This is a genomic window from Guyparkeria sp., from assembly GCF_046540515.1.
Taxonomy (GTDB): domain Bacteria; phylum Pseudomonadota; class Gammaproteobacteria; order Halothiobacillales; family Halothiobacillaceae; genus Guyparkeria.
In genome coordinates this window covers 1-13,627 of sequence record NZ_JBKHFB010000048.1, presented here as the reverse complement: position 1 = coordinate 13,627, position 13,627 = coordinate 1, and the positions used below count along the sequence as shown (strand labels likewise).

Below are 13,627 nucleotides of genomic sequence, written 5' to 3'. Positions count from 1 at the left end.
AGCAGCTGCGCCTGCTCGCGGAGTGCCTCGGCCATCGTGTCGAGCCCGATGGCGCCGCTGTCAGGCCGGGCGGAGCCCGCGGCGATCGGCCCCCGGTGGGAGAGGGAGCCGGCGATCAGCACGTCGGGGCGGGCGCAGCTGTCCCTGGCCCGCTGCGCGGCCCGGACCGCCGACCGATTGATGGCCTCGAATTGGCCGCCCAGGCCATCGAGCTCAAGCAGGGCGCGCGAGGCGGCGTAGGTGTTCGCCGTGACGATGTCGGCGCCGGCGGCGATGTAATCCCGGTGGATCTGTTCGAGTATCTCGGGCTGATCGAGGGAGGCCGAGCCGCTCCACGCGTTCGTGCTCATGGGCACGCCGCGCTTTTCCAGCTCCGTGCCGGTCGCCCCGTCGAGCAGCCGGATCTCGTCTTTTCGTAATGGGGTGTACGTCATCGGAGGTGCCTTTTCTGGTCGATATCGCGACTACGTATCATCGTGACGGGCAGGGTCATTCTCGATCATCGCACGCCCGCCGATTTCGCATTCGTGCCGTCTACGAAGATGAACGGCCTGTTCGAGAAAGCCGTGCAGGTCGGGCAAGTGGGTTTCGAGGTGTTCGCTGAGGTCGTGCTGTCCGGGCAGGAGGCTCAGCGTCGTCGGGGTCTCGCCGCGATGCGCATGGAGACGCTCGGCATCCGCCACCGGAATGACCGGATCATCGCGCCCGTGCACCAGAAGTACGGGGCACTGCGCGCGGGGCAGGGTGTGGATCGGCGCGATGCTGTCGAAGCGATGACCGATGACCCGCTCGACGTAGCGCAGCACGTACCAGCCGACGGGAAAGAACGGCAGTTTCTTCCATCTGAGCCACCGACGCATCATGTCCGCCGGATGGGCGAAGGTGGAGAGGCTGACCACGGCGGCGATATCGTCTCGTCTCGAGGCGGCCAGCAGTGCCGCGGCACCGCCGACCGAATGGCCCAGCAGCGCAACGGGAGCCTCGCCGATCCCGGGCTGCGCGCGTATCCAGTCCACGCTCGCCTCGATGTCCTCGGCAAACCGTGGCATGGACGAATAGTCATCCGGGTCGCTTTCGCCGTGGTTGCGCATGTCGAACAGCAGGACATGCCAGCCTTCGGCTTGTAGCGACCGTGCCAGCGGCAACATCGTTTCGCGGTTCGTGCCCCAGCCATGTGCGATCACGACCGACCCGCGAGCGCCGTGTCCCGGCAGCCACCACCCCGCCAGGTGTCGGCTTCGGCGTGTCGGGATGCGGATGGTCCGCCCCGTCAGGCCATGGTCGGCCAGCGAGCCGCGCAACGGTTCCCGGGGCGCCGCCAGGCTGCGATGCAGATGTCGGTTGAATATCGCCAGCAGGCCCATGGAAAGCAGGGCGGCAAGCGCGGCGGCCATGGCGATTGTCGTGATCACGTCCAGTCTGTCGCTCCTCCCCGGATCAAGGTTCCCCTACCGGCACGCCGGCCCGACTTGGGGGCACGTTGCCGGGCGGACCGTTCGTGGCCGGGGAGTCTAGCTTAGGAATCGATCGTGTCTGTGGGCAGGTGCAGAGGGTCCCGCCGCACCCTGGCCCACTTGGTGTCGAATTTGCACTGTCCGGGAGCAGGGGGCTTTTCGCATCGAGAGGCCCCGGGATTCACGATTTCTCTCCCCATCGTGATGCAGGGCGCCAGACGCATTGCGCGACAATGGGGCAGAGGCGAGGCACCGGCATGCAGCTGACCGATATCGATATTGTCTGGGTCCTGGTCAGTGCCACGTTGGTCCTGCTGATGCAGGCCGGGTTTCTCGCGCTGGAAACCGGCCTGACAAGACGCAAGAACGCGATCAACGTGGCGATGAAGAATGCCGCGGACCTGATGCTGGCCCTGCTCGCCTTCTGGTCGGTGGGTTTTGCCCTGATGTTCGGGCCGAGCCTGTCGGGCCTGATCGGCGCCGGCGGCTGGCTGCCGGACCTGTCCGACCTGACCGCAAGCGAGGCCGCCTTCTTCGTCTTCCAGGCCATGTTCGCCGCCACGGCCGCGACGATCGTTTCCGGTGCCGTCTCCGAACGGATGGCGTATGTGGGTTACGGCCTGGTGACCCTGGTGGTGGTCCTGCTGCTTTACCCGTTGACCGGTCACTGGGCCTGGGGCGGGGTTTTCGCGGCCGGCGACGGCTGGCTGGCCGCGATGGGCTTTGTCGACTTTGCCGGCTCGACGGTCGTGCACAGCGTGGGCGGTTGGGTCGCGCTCGCCGCGGTGCTGGTGGTCGGTCCCCGGATCGGGCGGTTCACCGATGAGGGGGTGCAACGGGTTCCGGCCAGCAATCTGCCGTTCGCGCTGCTCGGCGGCCTGTTCTTCCTGATCGGCTGGATCGGCTTCAACGGCGGGAGCGAACTGGGACTGACCGAGCGCGTCCCTGCCATCATCGGGAACACCTTGCTGGCCGCCGCGGCCGGGGCGGTGACCGCCTACCTGCTTGGTCAGCGTATCGAGGGGCGGTACGTCGACAATCTCCTGCTGCCCCTCAACGGGTTGCTGGCCGGGTTGGTGGCGATCACGGCCGGTGCACATGCCGTCTCCACCGGCGTGGCGGTGCTGATCGGGGCGATCGGTGCCGCCGTGATGCTGGTCGTCGACATGTGGATGATCCGCCGCCGACTGGATGACGCCATCGCGGCGGTGCCGGTCCATCTGGCCGCCGGTATCTGGGGCACGCTGGCCGTGGGTCTGTTCGGCAAGCTCGACCGGCTGGGGACGGGACTGGGTCGGCTCGAGCAGATCGGGGTGCAGGTGCTGGGCATTGTCGCCATCGGCGCGACCACGTTCATCCTGGCCTGGTTGATCCTGCGGGGCATCGATCGCTGGCGGCCGCTGCGCGTGAGCGCCGAGGACGAGCAGGTGGGTCTCAATGTCAGTGAACACGGTGAGCGAACGGACCTGATCGATCTGCTCACGGCCATGGAACGTCAGGCCGCGGATGGCGATATCTCCAGGCCCGTGCCGGTCGAGCCGTTCACCGAAGTCGGCCTGATCGCCCGTCGCTATAACGAGGTGATCAAGGCGCTGGAGCGTTCGGTGAGCCGAACCCGCACCATGTTCCGTGACATGAGCGAGGGCATTGTCACCTTCGATACCAGTGGCCGCGTGATCAGCCTCAATCCGGGAGCCGAGAGTCTGCTTGCCATCGAGGAGGCGGGCGTGAGCGGCCGGCCGCTGGAGGAGCTGTTCCGTCCATTGCTCGGCGAACGCAACGCCCGTGGCATCGACGAGCGTCTGAGTTCCGGGAAAACCGAGGAGTTGATCGGCCGGATCGGGACACGGGAACGTTTCCTGGAATTGCGCGCCTCGCGCAGCGACGAGTCGGGCGAGGCGTTCTACACCGCAATACTGCGCGACGTGACCGAGCGCCGGCAGGTGCAGAATCAACTGGATCGCGAACGCGAGCTCGCCCAGGTGACGCTGGAGTCGATCGTCGATGCCGTCATCGCCACCGACGAATCCGGGCGCGTGCGTTTCATCAACGCCAACGCCGAACGCCTGAGTCACTGGTCGGTCGATGAGGCGCAGGGCCGCTTGCTTTGCGAGCTGCTCCGTTTCGAAGAGCCTCCGGGCCGGCAAAGCTGCGAGGGACTGATTCCCGCCTTGCTGCGTGATCGCCAGGTGGTCAGCAGCACGACCACCTGGAATCTGGTCGACGATACCGGCGAGACGCGCGTGGTGCAGTACACCGCCGCGCCGATCGTCGATCGCGGCGGCGAGATGGTCGGCGGGATCGTGGTGTTGCACGACGTCACCGAGGCACGCGCCATGGAACGCCAGCTTTCGCACCAGGCCACCCACGACGCGCTTACCGGGCTGGCCAACCGCCGCGAGTTCGAGACCAGGCTTGCCGAGGCGCTGGCCGAGGCTCGCGATGACGGCCGGCAGCATGTCCTTTGCTATATCGATCTCGACCAGTTCAAGATCGTCAACGACACCTGCGGCCACCTGGCCGGAGACGAGTTGCTGCGCCAGATCAGCCGGGTGATCGGCGACTGCCTGCGCACCTCCGACGTGTTCGCCCGCCTCGGTGGCGACGAGTTCGGCGTGATCCTGCGCGATTGTCCGCCGGACGTCGGTCGCGAGCTGGCGGGCAAGATCCGCGAGCAGGTGCACCATTTCCGTTTCCCGTGGAAGGGGCGCTATTTTGCGGTCGGCACCAGTATCGGGCTGGTGGTCCTCGATGCCGGGTGCAGCGATCTGGCCGAGGTGATGGGGCAGGCGGACACCGCCTGCTACGCGGCCAAGGATCGCGGGCGCAACCGGGTGCACGTGTTCGAGCCCGATGATCGCGAGCTCGCCGAGCGGCAGGGGCAGATGCAGTGGGTGTCGCGCATCCGCTCTGCGCTGGATGCCGACCGGTTGCGCCTTTACTACCAGCCGATCGTGCCTACCTCCAGTCCGTCCGGGCCGGCCCTGCACTACGAGATCCTCGTCCGGCTGCTCGATGACGAGGACCAACTCATCCCACCCAACGCCTTCATCCCGGCGGCCGAGCGTTACGGGTTGATGCCGGAAGTCGACCGGTGGGTGGTGCGCAATACCCTGGCCTGGATGGGTGACATGCGCCGATCCGATCCGGTACGGGCAATGGCCTGCTCGATCAACCTCTCCGGTGCGAGCCTGAGCGAAACCGGCTTGCTCGACGAGATCCAGGTGCTGCTGGAGCATCACCAGGTGCCGGGCGAGGCGGTCTGTTTCGAGATCACGGAGACCAGCGCGATCGGCAACCTCGAAGCGGCCCGGCACTTCATCGATACGCTCACGCGCGTCGGCTGCCGCTTCTCGCTTGACGATTTCGGCTCCGGGCTGTCGTCTTTCGGCTACCTGCGCAACCTGCCTGTCCACTACGTGAAGATCGACGGGGTCTTCATCCGGGAGATCGTCAGCAGCCCGACCGACGAGGCGATGGTCCGCTCGATTCACTCGATCGCGCGAACCATGGATCTTCAGACCATCGCCGAGTTCGTCGAGGACGCCGAATGCGTCGAACGGCTGGCCGCGATCGGCGTCGATTTCGTGCAGGGCTACCACATCGATCGCCCACGCCCGCTGGAACAGCTCGACTGTGTCAAGTTCATGCCCCGTTGAGCACTTTTGGCGTGGCGTGCATCATCGGCGGACTTCCGGGCAACGGGCCCTCCCATTTCACTCGCTCGCCATCTCCCAGGTGTCGCGGGCGAAATTCTCCAGCGTATGGCGCATCCGGCGCACGTGGCTGCCCCGCCAGAGGACCTTGTCGCAGGTCGGGCAGTACCAGCCCTGGTTCTCGATCGCCCGCGCTTCCGCCGGTACGCATTCAAGTTGCGCAGGCGTGGCCGGACGCAGGGGCGTGTTGCAGTTCAGGCAGCGGGAGAAGGGACGATGTAGCCAGTCGATGGCGAAGCGCGCGCTGAGTTCGGCGGCAAGCTCGGTGGTCTCGTTGGCGACGAGCAGCACGACGCGCCCGTCGCCGTTGCGAAACCGCGCGAGGTGGCGATCACGGGTGATCAGCCAGCGGCATTCGTCGCGTGCCTGTTCGACCAGTGCCCGGTCGTCGCTGCCGGAAGTGGCGATGGCGGTATCGAAGCCGGCGGCGCGCAGCCAGCGGCCCAGGCGTTGCAGCATTTCATCGCAGAGGAAACGTGGCTCGGACATGATCGGTCACGGGTCTACTTCGATGGCTGTTGTCTGCCGGTGGTGTCTCACTCGGAGGGGGCGGCGACCGAGCCTGAGTAGAAGACCTCGCAGCTCTCGTCTTCCCGTGAAATGGCGTCCATCCCTCGCTGGAGCAGTCCTAGGGGGGCGCCCAGCAGTTCCTCCATAAGGTTGGGTTCCTCGACCTGGGGCGCATCGAAGCGCCCGTGCACTTCTTGTGTCACGACCGGGCAGCCCTTGCGGTCCAAGACGGCCACGGTGGCTCGATTGATCCGTTGCGACGGCATATCAAGCGACGCCTGGGCCGCGATTCGATTGCGCCTGGTCGACAGGGCCACGTCACGGCTCTGTGCCGTGCCCTCGTCGAGTTTCCAGTCGGAAACCAGATGGACGATCGGGGTTTCCTTGCCCTTCGATTCGTCAAGCAGACGCGCGAAGTCCGACCCCTTGCTGGCCAGCAGCCAGGCGGGACCGAGGAACACGACGGCGCCCGCGTCCACCAGGCTGAATCGCTGGGTGCGCCGGTAGCTGGCCAGTTCCTCGTCGAGGTCCACGCCACGGAGACGGAGGTCGCGCCCGCTGATCCTTATCTCACCGCTCAGGTGGCGCAGCCACTTGTCTGGCGGTCCTTCGCTTGCCAGGGAAGCCGTCAGGTCAGCCGCGCCGGCAATGCTGCCGGGTGGCACCCATTGCTCCGGCAGCTTGGCGAGCTCCATGGCGTCGAAGGCGATGTCGAGCATGGCATTTGCCGGCGAGTCACGGACATCCAGGCGGGCCGACCCGCCCCCGCGGCTGTCGATAAACGTCATCTGCCAGTCGTCCGTGGCGAACCGGCCGTCCTTCCCCGACCCTGACAGGGTGATGTCCGTCAGGCGCAGGGCGTTGAGACGTACGGTCTCGGCGGATGCTGTCAGCGTCAGGGACAGTCGCGAGAGCGGGTGACCGTCGTCCGACGGCGGTTCCCATTGCAGGTCGTCGAGACTCAGGTCAAGCCCGTCGATGGACAGTTCTCGATCACTTTCCGCCGCGCGCCAATGGATCTCGCCATCGCGGATACGCAGATCCAGCGGCTCGAATGGAGCGTCACGCCCGGTATCGTCCGGCGGGTCACGGGAGGCGAGGGCCTCCAGCGTGCCCGGCGTCAGCCGCACGACCGGGGCCTCGAAGCGCAACGTTTTTGGTTGCACATCGCCGCCGAGCAATGGCCACCAGCGCATCGACAGGCTGATCGAATCGAGCTCGCCGACGGGGTCGTCGCCGGACTCGGGTGCCGGTCCGACTCTCACCTCGGTCGCACGAATGATGGGGGAAGGCCAGAACCGCAACGAGACATCGCCATCGACATGCACCGGCATGTCCAGTTGTTCGCTGGCCAGCGTGGTCAGCCGTTCTCGCAGGTCGCCGGTGGGCCAGAACAGTGTTGCAACGATGGCCAGCAGGATCAGGCCCACGCAGATTGCGGCGAGCAAGATGGCTATTGAACGAACCGGGTGTCGAGTGATCGGGTTCATCGGGCACCTTTTTACGGGTTTTCGTCCAAGTGTAGGCAGGCGAGCGTGTTTCCACCGTTTTCCGAGGGCCGGTGCCCGTGGGCCCCGTCTCCTAGCTGTGTCCCGAGGGAGGGCGTCATGCCCTGTCTAATAAATAACCGGAATGCGAATGGTTTGCGTCCCTATAGTTGATCCGATACGATCCGGCTATCGAATCACGGCGCTCGCGCCATCGAACGGCCGCAAGGATGGGAGAACGACATGCAGGCAATCTCGGTGCAGCCGCCGGCTGGTGTCGGACGGCGCGGCCATTCCCCCATCCCGCGACGGGACGAGCCGATGTTCACCGGCGCCCTGGCGGAGATACCGCAGCCGGTGAACCAGGCCGGAGCGGGTGGCGTCTCGGGTGCAGCCTTGCGGGACGGTTCGGCCCTCGATGAACTCCTGGATCGTTTCGCCACGTCCTACCCGGGAGGCGATCGACGTGCGATCGCCTCGCAATGGTCCAAGTGGCTGTTTCATGCCTGGTTGTCACCGACGATCGCCGTCATGGTCCTGGACGGCCACTCGTTGGTTCGCCAGTCGGCCGACTGGGGCGTTCGATTCACGCCAGACGGTCGCGCCGAGCGGCTGTGGCTCGGGTCGACGGTCTTGCCAACGGTGCGTCTGCCCGTCGAACGGTTGTTGACGCAGCTGGTCTGCGAGGAGCTCGGCGATGCCGTGGTTGCGCTTGCCCGCCACTCGGGCGCCTCGGTCAACGTGTTCTGGAGCAATGCAGGCAATCTCGTCGAGCATGTGCTCACGCGGCTGGCCGACCATCCCGCCACCTGCGCCGATCGCCTCGCCCGGGCGCGGCAATTTCTCGAAACACCCCGCCTGGACGGCACGCGCAATCGGTTGCATCGGCCGGTGATCTATCGCCTGACCGAGGGATCGACGGCGCCGCAGCGGTTGCGTCGGGTCTGCTGCATCCGCTATCGGCTGGATGAACTCGACTACTGCGAGAACTGCCCCCTGGCCTGTCGGGCGGGCAAGCCGACTCGGGAAGACCGCTGATGTTCGAGGTGAGTGCGGCCACGTTCGTCGCCGGCGGCACCCGGGTGCTCGGCCCGGTGGATACCGTCTTCGAGCGGGGCGAGGTGGTCGGATTGATTGGCCACAACGGTTCCGGCAAGTCGACGCTGCTCAAGCTGTTGGCGGGGCAGCAGGCGCCGTCATCGGGCTCGGTACGCTTCGAGGGCTCCCCGGTTGCCGACTGGGGCGCACGGGCCTTTGCCCGTCGTGTCGCCTACCTGCCGCAGCACCCGCCGGCGACCGGTCATCTCACGGCCCGCGAGCTGGTGGGGTTCGGCCGGTATCCCTGGCACGGGCTGCTGGGGCGTTTTGCCGCCGAGGATCGTCGCCGGGTCGAGACCGCCCTGCGCATGACCGACACCGAGGTCTTTGCCGACCGCGCCGTGGACACGCTTTCCGGCGGCGAGCGCCAGCGAGTGTGGCTGGCGATGTTGCTGGCCCAGCAAAGCGATTTCCTGCTGCTCGACGAGCCGCTCTCGGCGCTAGATATCGCCCACCAGGTCGAGGTGCTCGAGCTGATCCGTCGCCTGTCGCACGAATTGGGGCTGAGCGTGGTGATCGTCCTGCACGACATCAACATGGCCGCCCGGTTCTGCGATCAGCTGGTCGCGATGCACGGCGGGCGCCTGCTGGTGCGTGGGGCGCCCGAGCAGTTGATGGATTCGGCCACGCTTCGCAGCATCTACGGCGTGTCGATGCAGGTGCTCACCCCGCCGGGGCATTCACGTCCCGTCGCCATCGTCGACTGAGCCGTGATGCGGTCCTTACTCACCGGTCGCCGATGGCGGCGCTGGGCGCTGGCCGCGTGGTTCATCTCGCTGCTGGTGGCCGCGTTGCCCGTCCGGGCTGCCGACACGGCCCCGCGCATCGCGACCCTCGACTGGACGGTGGCCGAGACACTGATCGGCATCGATGCCCGGCTGGTGGGCCTGGCGCAGCTCGACGGCTACGACTCATGGGTTGCCGAGCCGGTCGTGCCGTCAACGGTGCGCGACCTGGGCCTGCGTGCGCAGCCCAATCTCGAGCAACTGGCCGCGATCGCCCCGGACCGGATCGCGCTCACGCCCATGTTCGCCAACCTCTCCGGGCGCCTGTCGAGCATCGCACCGGTCGACGTGTTCGAACTTTACGGGCCGGATGTCGATACCTGGCCGGCGCTGCGACGGGTGACCCGCGAGCTGGGCGAGTACGCCGGGCGCCGCGAGCGGGCCGAGGCACTGATCGAATCGACCGAAGACCGCCTGGCCGAACTGGCCACCCGCCTGCCCGAGGAGCCACCGGCGCTGATCGTGATCCAGTTCATGGACGAGCGCCATGTGCGGGTCTTCGGCAAGAACGGCCTCTACGACGCGGTGATGGAACGGCTGGGTATAGAGAACGGCTGGACGGGCGAGACCAATCGCTGGGGCTTTTCCCTGGTGGGGCTCGAGGAGCTCGCCGAGCTCGACGGGCGGATCGTGGTGGTCAGGCCCTACCCGGTGGGCGTCGAACGGGCCTTGGCGGAGAGCGCGTTCTGGCAGCGGCTGACGGTCGGTTCGGGGCACGCGGCCCTCGAGATCGAGCCGGTCTGGAGCTTCGGCGGTCTGCCCTCGGCCCGTCGCTTTGCCGGGCAACTGCTGGAGGCACTGGATGCGCAGTGACACGCGTCGGCCTCCGCTCGCCGCCTCGCCGCTGGGCGTGAGTGCGGGGATGCTCGTGCTGCTGGTGGGCCTGGCCGTCTGGCAGTTGCAGCAGCAGACCGGCGGCTTTGCGCTATCGAGCTGGTGGCCGGATCTGGGTGACGAGTCGGCATCGCCGGGCGACTGGGTGCTGGCGCTGGGCTGGTGGCCGCGTCTGGTCACCGCCCTGATCGCCGGTGCCGGCCTGGCGCTGGCGGGCGTGCTGATGCAGCAGGTATTGCGAAACCCGCTTGCCTCGCCGACCACGCTGGGGGTGGCCGGTGGTGCGAATCTTGCGCTGATGGCTGCGACGCTGTTCGCCCCGGCACTGATGGGGTGGGGCGCCGAGTGGGTCGCGCTGGCCGGCGGCGGGCTGGCGATGGGGCTGGTGTTCCTGTTGTCCTGGCGCCGGGCGCTGTCGCCGTTGGTGGTCGTGCTCGCCGGGCTGGTGGTCAACCTCTATCTTGGCGCGTTGGCCATGACGCTGCTGCTGTTCAACCAGGAGACCCTGCAGGGGCTCTTGATCTGGGGGGCGGGATCGCTCGCCCAGGATGGCTGGCACGACGCGGCCTTCCTCTGGCCCCGGCTGGCGCTGGCGGTGCTCGTCGCCTGGCTGCTGTTGCGGCCGTTGCGGCTGCTGGAATTGGATGACGCCAGCGGTCGCGCGCTGGGCGTGAATCTCGCTTTCCTGCGCCTGGCGGCCCTCGGCGTGGCGGTATTTCTCACCGCGGTGGTCGTCAGCGTCGTGGGGCTGATCGGTTTCATCGGGCTGGCCGCGCCGAATATCGCCCGCCTTCTGGGCGCGCACCGGCTGGGGTCACGGGTGGGTTGGTCGATGCTCATCGGGGCGTTGCTGCTGGCGCTCACCGATCTTGCGCTGCAGCACCTCGCCGCCGGGCTCGCCTGGCTGCCCACCACGATCCCGACCGGGGCGATGACCGCGGCCCTGGGCGCACCTCTGCTGCTCTGGCTGATCCCACGCCTGCGACTGGCCAGCCGAACGCCGCCGGAGGCCATGGAATCCGGCTGGCCGCAGGCGGCGCGGCCCACCCGGAGGCTCGCGATCCTCGCTCTGGCCGGGCCGGCGATCGTGGGCCTGTCGATGTTCAGCGGGTACCTTGCCGACGGCTGGTCATGGTTCAGCGGGTCGCTTGCGGTCTGGGAATGGCGCCTGCCACGGCTGCTGGCGGCGGCCGGTGCGGGCCTGTTGCTTGCCGTGGCCGGCACCTTGCTGCAACGCCTGAGTGGCAACCCCATGGCGAGCCCCGAGGTGCTGGGTATCAGCGGCGGGGTGTCGATCTTCCTGCTGCTCGGCATCGTCCTGTTGCCGTCCGCGAGCACGGTGATGCTTGCCTCGCTGGGGGTCGGTGGTGCAATCGCGGCGCTGACGGTGCTGATCCTGCTCAACCGGCGCAGCGGTTACCTGCCCGAGCGGCTGCTACTCACCGGGGTGGCGATCATGGCGCTGGCCGAGGCGGTCCGTGCGCTGGTGCTGGCCGGCAGCGACCCGCGTGGCCAGCAGATCGTGGCCTGGCTGTCGGGATCGACCTATTACGTCGGTCTGGATCAGGCACTGCTGGTAGTGGCACTCGCCGGTATCGCCCTCGGCGTCGCTCTGCTCTTTTCCCGCTGGCTGGAGTACTTCCCGCTGGGTGCCGCGATCAGCCGGGCGGTGGGGGTGCCGGTGACCGGCGGGCGACTGGCGGTGCTGGTGCTCGCCGCGGTGATGACGGCCGCCGCCACGCTGGTGATCGGGCCGCTCTCGTTCATCGGGCTGCTCGCCCCGCACATGGCGCGCCTGCTGGGTCTGTCCCGCGCTCGCGATCACCTGCTGGGCGCGGCACTGATCGGCATGGGGCTGATGGTGCTGGCCGACTGGGTTGGGCGGCAGATCCTGTTCCCCCACGAGATCCCCGCCGGCCTGGTGGCGTCGCTGATCGGCGGGACCTACTTCCTCTGGGCGCTGCGACGCTTCTAGGCCGACCTGCCCGAGCACCCATGCCCGATCGGCGGATCAGGTCGTGTCGGCCCGATCGAGCCAATCGGCCACGGTGCTGCGGTCGGGCATCGAGCCGCTGTGCACCACCTCGCCGTCGATGACCACGCCCGGGGTGGACATCACGCCCATCGACAGGATCTCGGCCACATCCTCGACCTTGCTCAGTTCGATGACCTTGCCCTGCTGTTCGGCGACCTCGCGGATCAGGGCCAGGGTCTGCTCACAACGGCTGCAGCAGCTGCCCAGTACTTGCACTTTCATTCTCGATACCTCAGGTAACGGCATTGAAGGCCCAGCCCACCAGCACGAAGCCCACCGCCAGTACGGCGACGAACAGGGCCAGGGCAGGCCAGCGGATGACCTTTCGCAGGATCAGGATTTCGGGCAGCGACAAGGCGGCGACACTCATCATGAAGGCCAGCGTGGTGCCGATCGCCGCGCCCTTGCCCAGCATCGCCTCGGCCACCGGGATGATGCCGGTGGCGTTGGCGTAGAGCGGGATGCCCAGTGCCACGGCGGCGGGCACCGCCAGCCAGTTGCCGGCCTGGCCGAGATGCTCGGTGACCCACTCGCCGGGCACGAAGCCGTGGAAAACGGCGCCGACGGCGATTCCGATCACCACCCACTTCCAGATCCGGCCGACGATCTCCTTGACCTCGAACCAGGCGAAGGCGTGGCGTTGGCGCCAGCCCCTGGCGGCGGTCCGGGGCTGCATCTCGCCCATCTGGATCTTCCAGACGTAGTCCTCAACCCAGCGCTCGGGCCGGAACGCCTGCATGATCACGCCGCCGAACCACGCGACCAGCACGCCGGCCACGACGTACATCAGGGCCAGTTCCCAGCCCAGAATGCCGGCCAGCAACACCACCGCGATCTCGTTGATCATGGGGCTGGCGATCAGGAACGAGAAGGTCACGCCCAGCGGGACGCCGGCCTCGACGAAGCCGATGAACAGCGGCACCGACGAGCAGGAGCAGAACGGCGTGAGCCCGCCCAGCGCGATGGCCAGGGTGCGTGCCAGCCAGGGCGGCTTGCCGCGCACGTAGGCACGCACCCGCTCGGGGCTCATCAGGGCCCGCAGCCAGCCCATCGCGTAGATCACCACTACCAGCAGGGTGAAGATCAGCGCCGTGTCCATGACGAAGAAGTGCAGGGCGTTGGCCCAGCGGGCATCCTCGGGGGCGTCGAGCAGGCCGAAGACCAGTTGCGTGGCCAACCAGTCAAACATCGGTGCGGTTCGCCGTGATGGTGGGGCGGTGCGTCATGGTGTTGTCATAAATATGCGGTTAAGTGCATATGGTAGCCAAACGACTGCATCCACACCAGCCCGATTCGAGGCACGCCGTGAATCAAACCGCTCGTCGCCGCATTCTTTTCGTCTGCATTCACAACAGTGGTCGCAGCCAGATGGCCGAAGCCATGGTCAACCGCCTCGGTGGCGACCAGTTCATCGCCGAGAGCGCCGGCTGCGAACCGCGTCCCGTCCATCCGGGCGTGATCCAGGTGATGCGGGAGATCGGCTACGATCTGAGCGATGCCACCTCGGACAACCTGTTCGACTTCTTCCGGCAGGGTCGGTTGTACGAAAAGGTGATCTACGTCTGCGAGCGTGCCGCCGAACGCGATTGTCCGGTCTTTCCGGGCGTCCGGCAGGTGCTGCACTGGCCATTTGACGATCCCTCACAGCTCGCGGCGAGCGACGCGGCCGGCCTGCAGGGCTTGCGAGACATTCGCGACGCGATCGAGC

12 protein-coding genes are annotated in these 13,627 nt (G+C 67.3%); 6 read left to right on the top strand and 6 right to left on the bottom strand.

The window, feature by feature from the left end:
* Positions 1-434, bottom strand: a 434-nt coding sequence (locus tag ACLFRM_RS06835; protein ID WP_410754991.1) for a homocysteine S-methyltransferase family protein, incomplete at its 3' end; no start/stop codon positions are given.
* Positions 435-464: 30 nt separating this feature from the next.
* Positions 465-1,364: an alpha/beta hydrolase gene (locus ACLFRM_RS06830; RefSeq protein ID WP_410754990.1), complete on the bottom strand. Its 900-nt coding sequence runs from the start codon at positions 1,362-1,364 to the stop codon at positions 465-467.
* 347 nt (positions 1,365-1,711) lie between these two features.
* Between ACLFRM_RS06830 and amt the strand changes: the two genes are divergently transcribed.
* On the top strand, positions 1,712-5,113 hold the full coding sequence (gene amt, locus ACLFRM_RS06825; RefSeq protein WP_410754989.1) for an ammonium transporter: 3,402 nt from the start codon (positions 1,712-1,714) through the stop codon (positions 5,111-5,113).
* 57 nt (positions 5,114-5,170) lie between these two features.
* On the opposite strand, the gene ACLFRM_RS06820 is transcribed toward amt, so the two are convergent.
* Positions 5,171-5,659, bottom strand: coding sequence for a Mut7-C RNAse domain-containing protein (locus tag ACLFRM_RS06820; RefSeq protein WP_410754988.1), 489 nt, complete (start codon positions 5,657-5,659; stop codon positions 5,171-5,173).
* Positions 5,660-5,706: 47 nt separating this feature from the next.
* Positions 5,707-7,128, bottom strand: a complete 1,422-nt coding sequence (locus tag ACLFRM_RS06815) for an AsmA family protein (protein WP_410754987.1) — start codon at positions 7,126-7,128, stop codon at positions 5,707-5,709.
* Between the two features lie 282 nt (positions 7,129-7,410).
* On the opposite strand from ACLFRM_RS06815, the gene fhuF reads away from it, so the two are divergent.
* Genes fhuF through fhuB form a run of 4 tightly spaced genes read left to right on the top strand, consistent with a single transcriptional unit; the run spans position 7,411 to position 11,859 of the window.
* Positions 7,411-8,205, top strand: coding sequence for a siderophore-iron reductase FhuF (gene fhuF, locus ACLFRM_RS06810; RefSeq protein WP_410754986.1), 795 nt, complete (start codon positions 7,411-7,413; stop codon positions 8,203-8,205).
* Positions 8,205-8,972 carry an ABC transporter ATP-binding protein gene (locus tag ACLFRM_RS06805; RefSeq protein WP_410754985.1) on the top strand — a complete coding sequence of 256 codons (768 nt, stop codon included), beginning with the start codon at positions 8,205-8,207 and terminating at the stop codon, positions 8,970-8,972. Before fhuF ends, ACLFRM_RS06805 begins: the two co-directional genes overlap by 1 nt.
* A gap of 6 nt (positions 8,973-8,978) precedes the next feature.
* The gene (locus ACLFRM_RS06800; protein WP_410754984.1) at positions 8,979-9,863 is read left to right on the top strand and encodes an iron-siderophore ABC transporter substrate-binding protein; all 885 of its coding nucleotides are present in this window, start codon (positions 8,979-8,981) and stop codon (positions 9,861-9,863) included.
* The gene (gene fhuB / locus ACLFRM_RS06795; protein WP_410754983.1) at positions 9,853-11,859 is read left to right on the top strand and encodes a Fe(3+)-hydroxamate ABC transporter permease FhuB; all 2,007 of its coding nucleotides are present in this window, start codon (positions 9,853-9,855) and stop codon (positions 11,857-11,859) included. Before ACLFRM_RS06800 ends, fhuB begins: the two co-directional genes overlap by 11 nt.
* 36 nt (positions 11,860-11,895) lie before the next feature.
* Here the strand turns inward: fhuB and ACLFRM_RS06790 are convergent, their stop codons facing one another.
* Together ACLFRM_RS06790 and ACLFRM_RS06785 are read right to left on the bottom strand one after the other, a co-directional pair.
* The gene (locus ACLFRM_RS06790; protein WP_410754982.1) at positions 11,896-12,141 is read right to left on the bottom strand and encodes a thioredoxin family protein; all 246 of its coding nucleotides are present in this window, start codon (positions 12,139-12,141) and stop codon (positions 11,896-11,898) included.
* Between the two features lie 10 nt (positions 12,142-12,151).
* Positions 12,152-13,108, bottom strand: coding sequence for a permease (locus ACLFRM_RS06785; protein WP_410754981.1), 957 nt, complete (start codon positions 13,106-13,108; stop codon positions 12,152-12,154).
* 116 nt (positions 13,109-13,224) lie between these two features.
* On the opposite strand from ACLFRM_RS06785, the gene ACLFRM_RS06780 reads away from it, so the two are divergent.
* Positions 13,225-13,627, top strand: a 403-nt coding sequence (locus ACLFRM_RS06780; RefSeq protein WP_410754980.1) for an arsenate reductase ArsC, incomplete at its 3' end; no start/stop codon positions are given.

Excerpts from the sequence above, each read along its gene's own strand:
- amt (WP_410754989.1), top strand. The coding sequence starts at position 1,712 with ATGCAGCTGACCGATATCGATATTGTCTGGGTCCTGGTCAGTGCCACG.
- fhuF (WP_410754986.1), top strand. The coding sequence starts at position 7,411 with ATGCAGGCAATCTCGGTGCAGCCGCCGGCTGGTGTCGGACGGCGCGGC.
- ACLFRM_RS06785 (WP_410754981.1), bottom strand. The coding sequence starts at position 13,108 with ATGTTTGACTGGTTGGCCACGCAACTGGTCTTCGGCCTGCTCGACGCC.
- ACLFRM_RS06805 (WP_410754985.1), top strand. The coding sequence starts at position 8,205 with ATGTTCGAGGTGAGTGCGGCCACGTTCGTCGCCGGCGGCACCCGGGTG.
- ACLFRM_RS06790 (WP_410754982.1), bottom strand. The coding sequence starts at position 12,141 with ATGAAAGTGCAAGTACTGGGCAGCTGCTGCAGCCGTTGTGAGCAGACC.
- ACLFRM_RS06820 (WP_410754988.1), bottom strand. The coding sequence starts at position 5,659 with ATGTCCGAGCCACGTTTCCTCTGCGATGAAATGCTGCAACGCCTGGGC.
- fhuB (WP_410754983.1), top strand. The coding sequence starts at position 9,853 with ATGCGCAGTGACACGCGTCGGCCTCCGCTCGCCGCCTCGCCGCTGGGC.
- ACLFRM_RS06800 (WP_410754984.1), top strand. The coding sequence starts at position 8,979 with ATGCGGTCCTTACTCACCGGTCGCCGATGGCGGCGCTGGGCGCTGGCC.
- ACLFRM_RS06830 (WP_410754990.1), bottom strand. The coding sequence starts at position 1,364 with ATGGGCCTGCTGGCGATATTCAACCGACATCTGCATCGCAGCCTGGCG.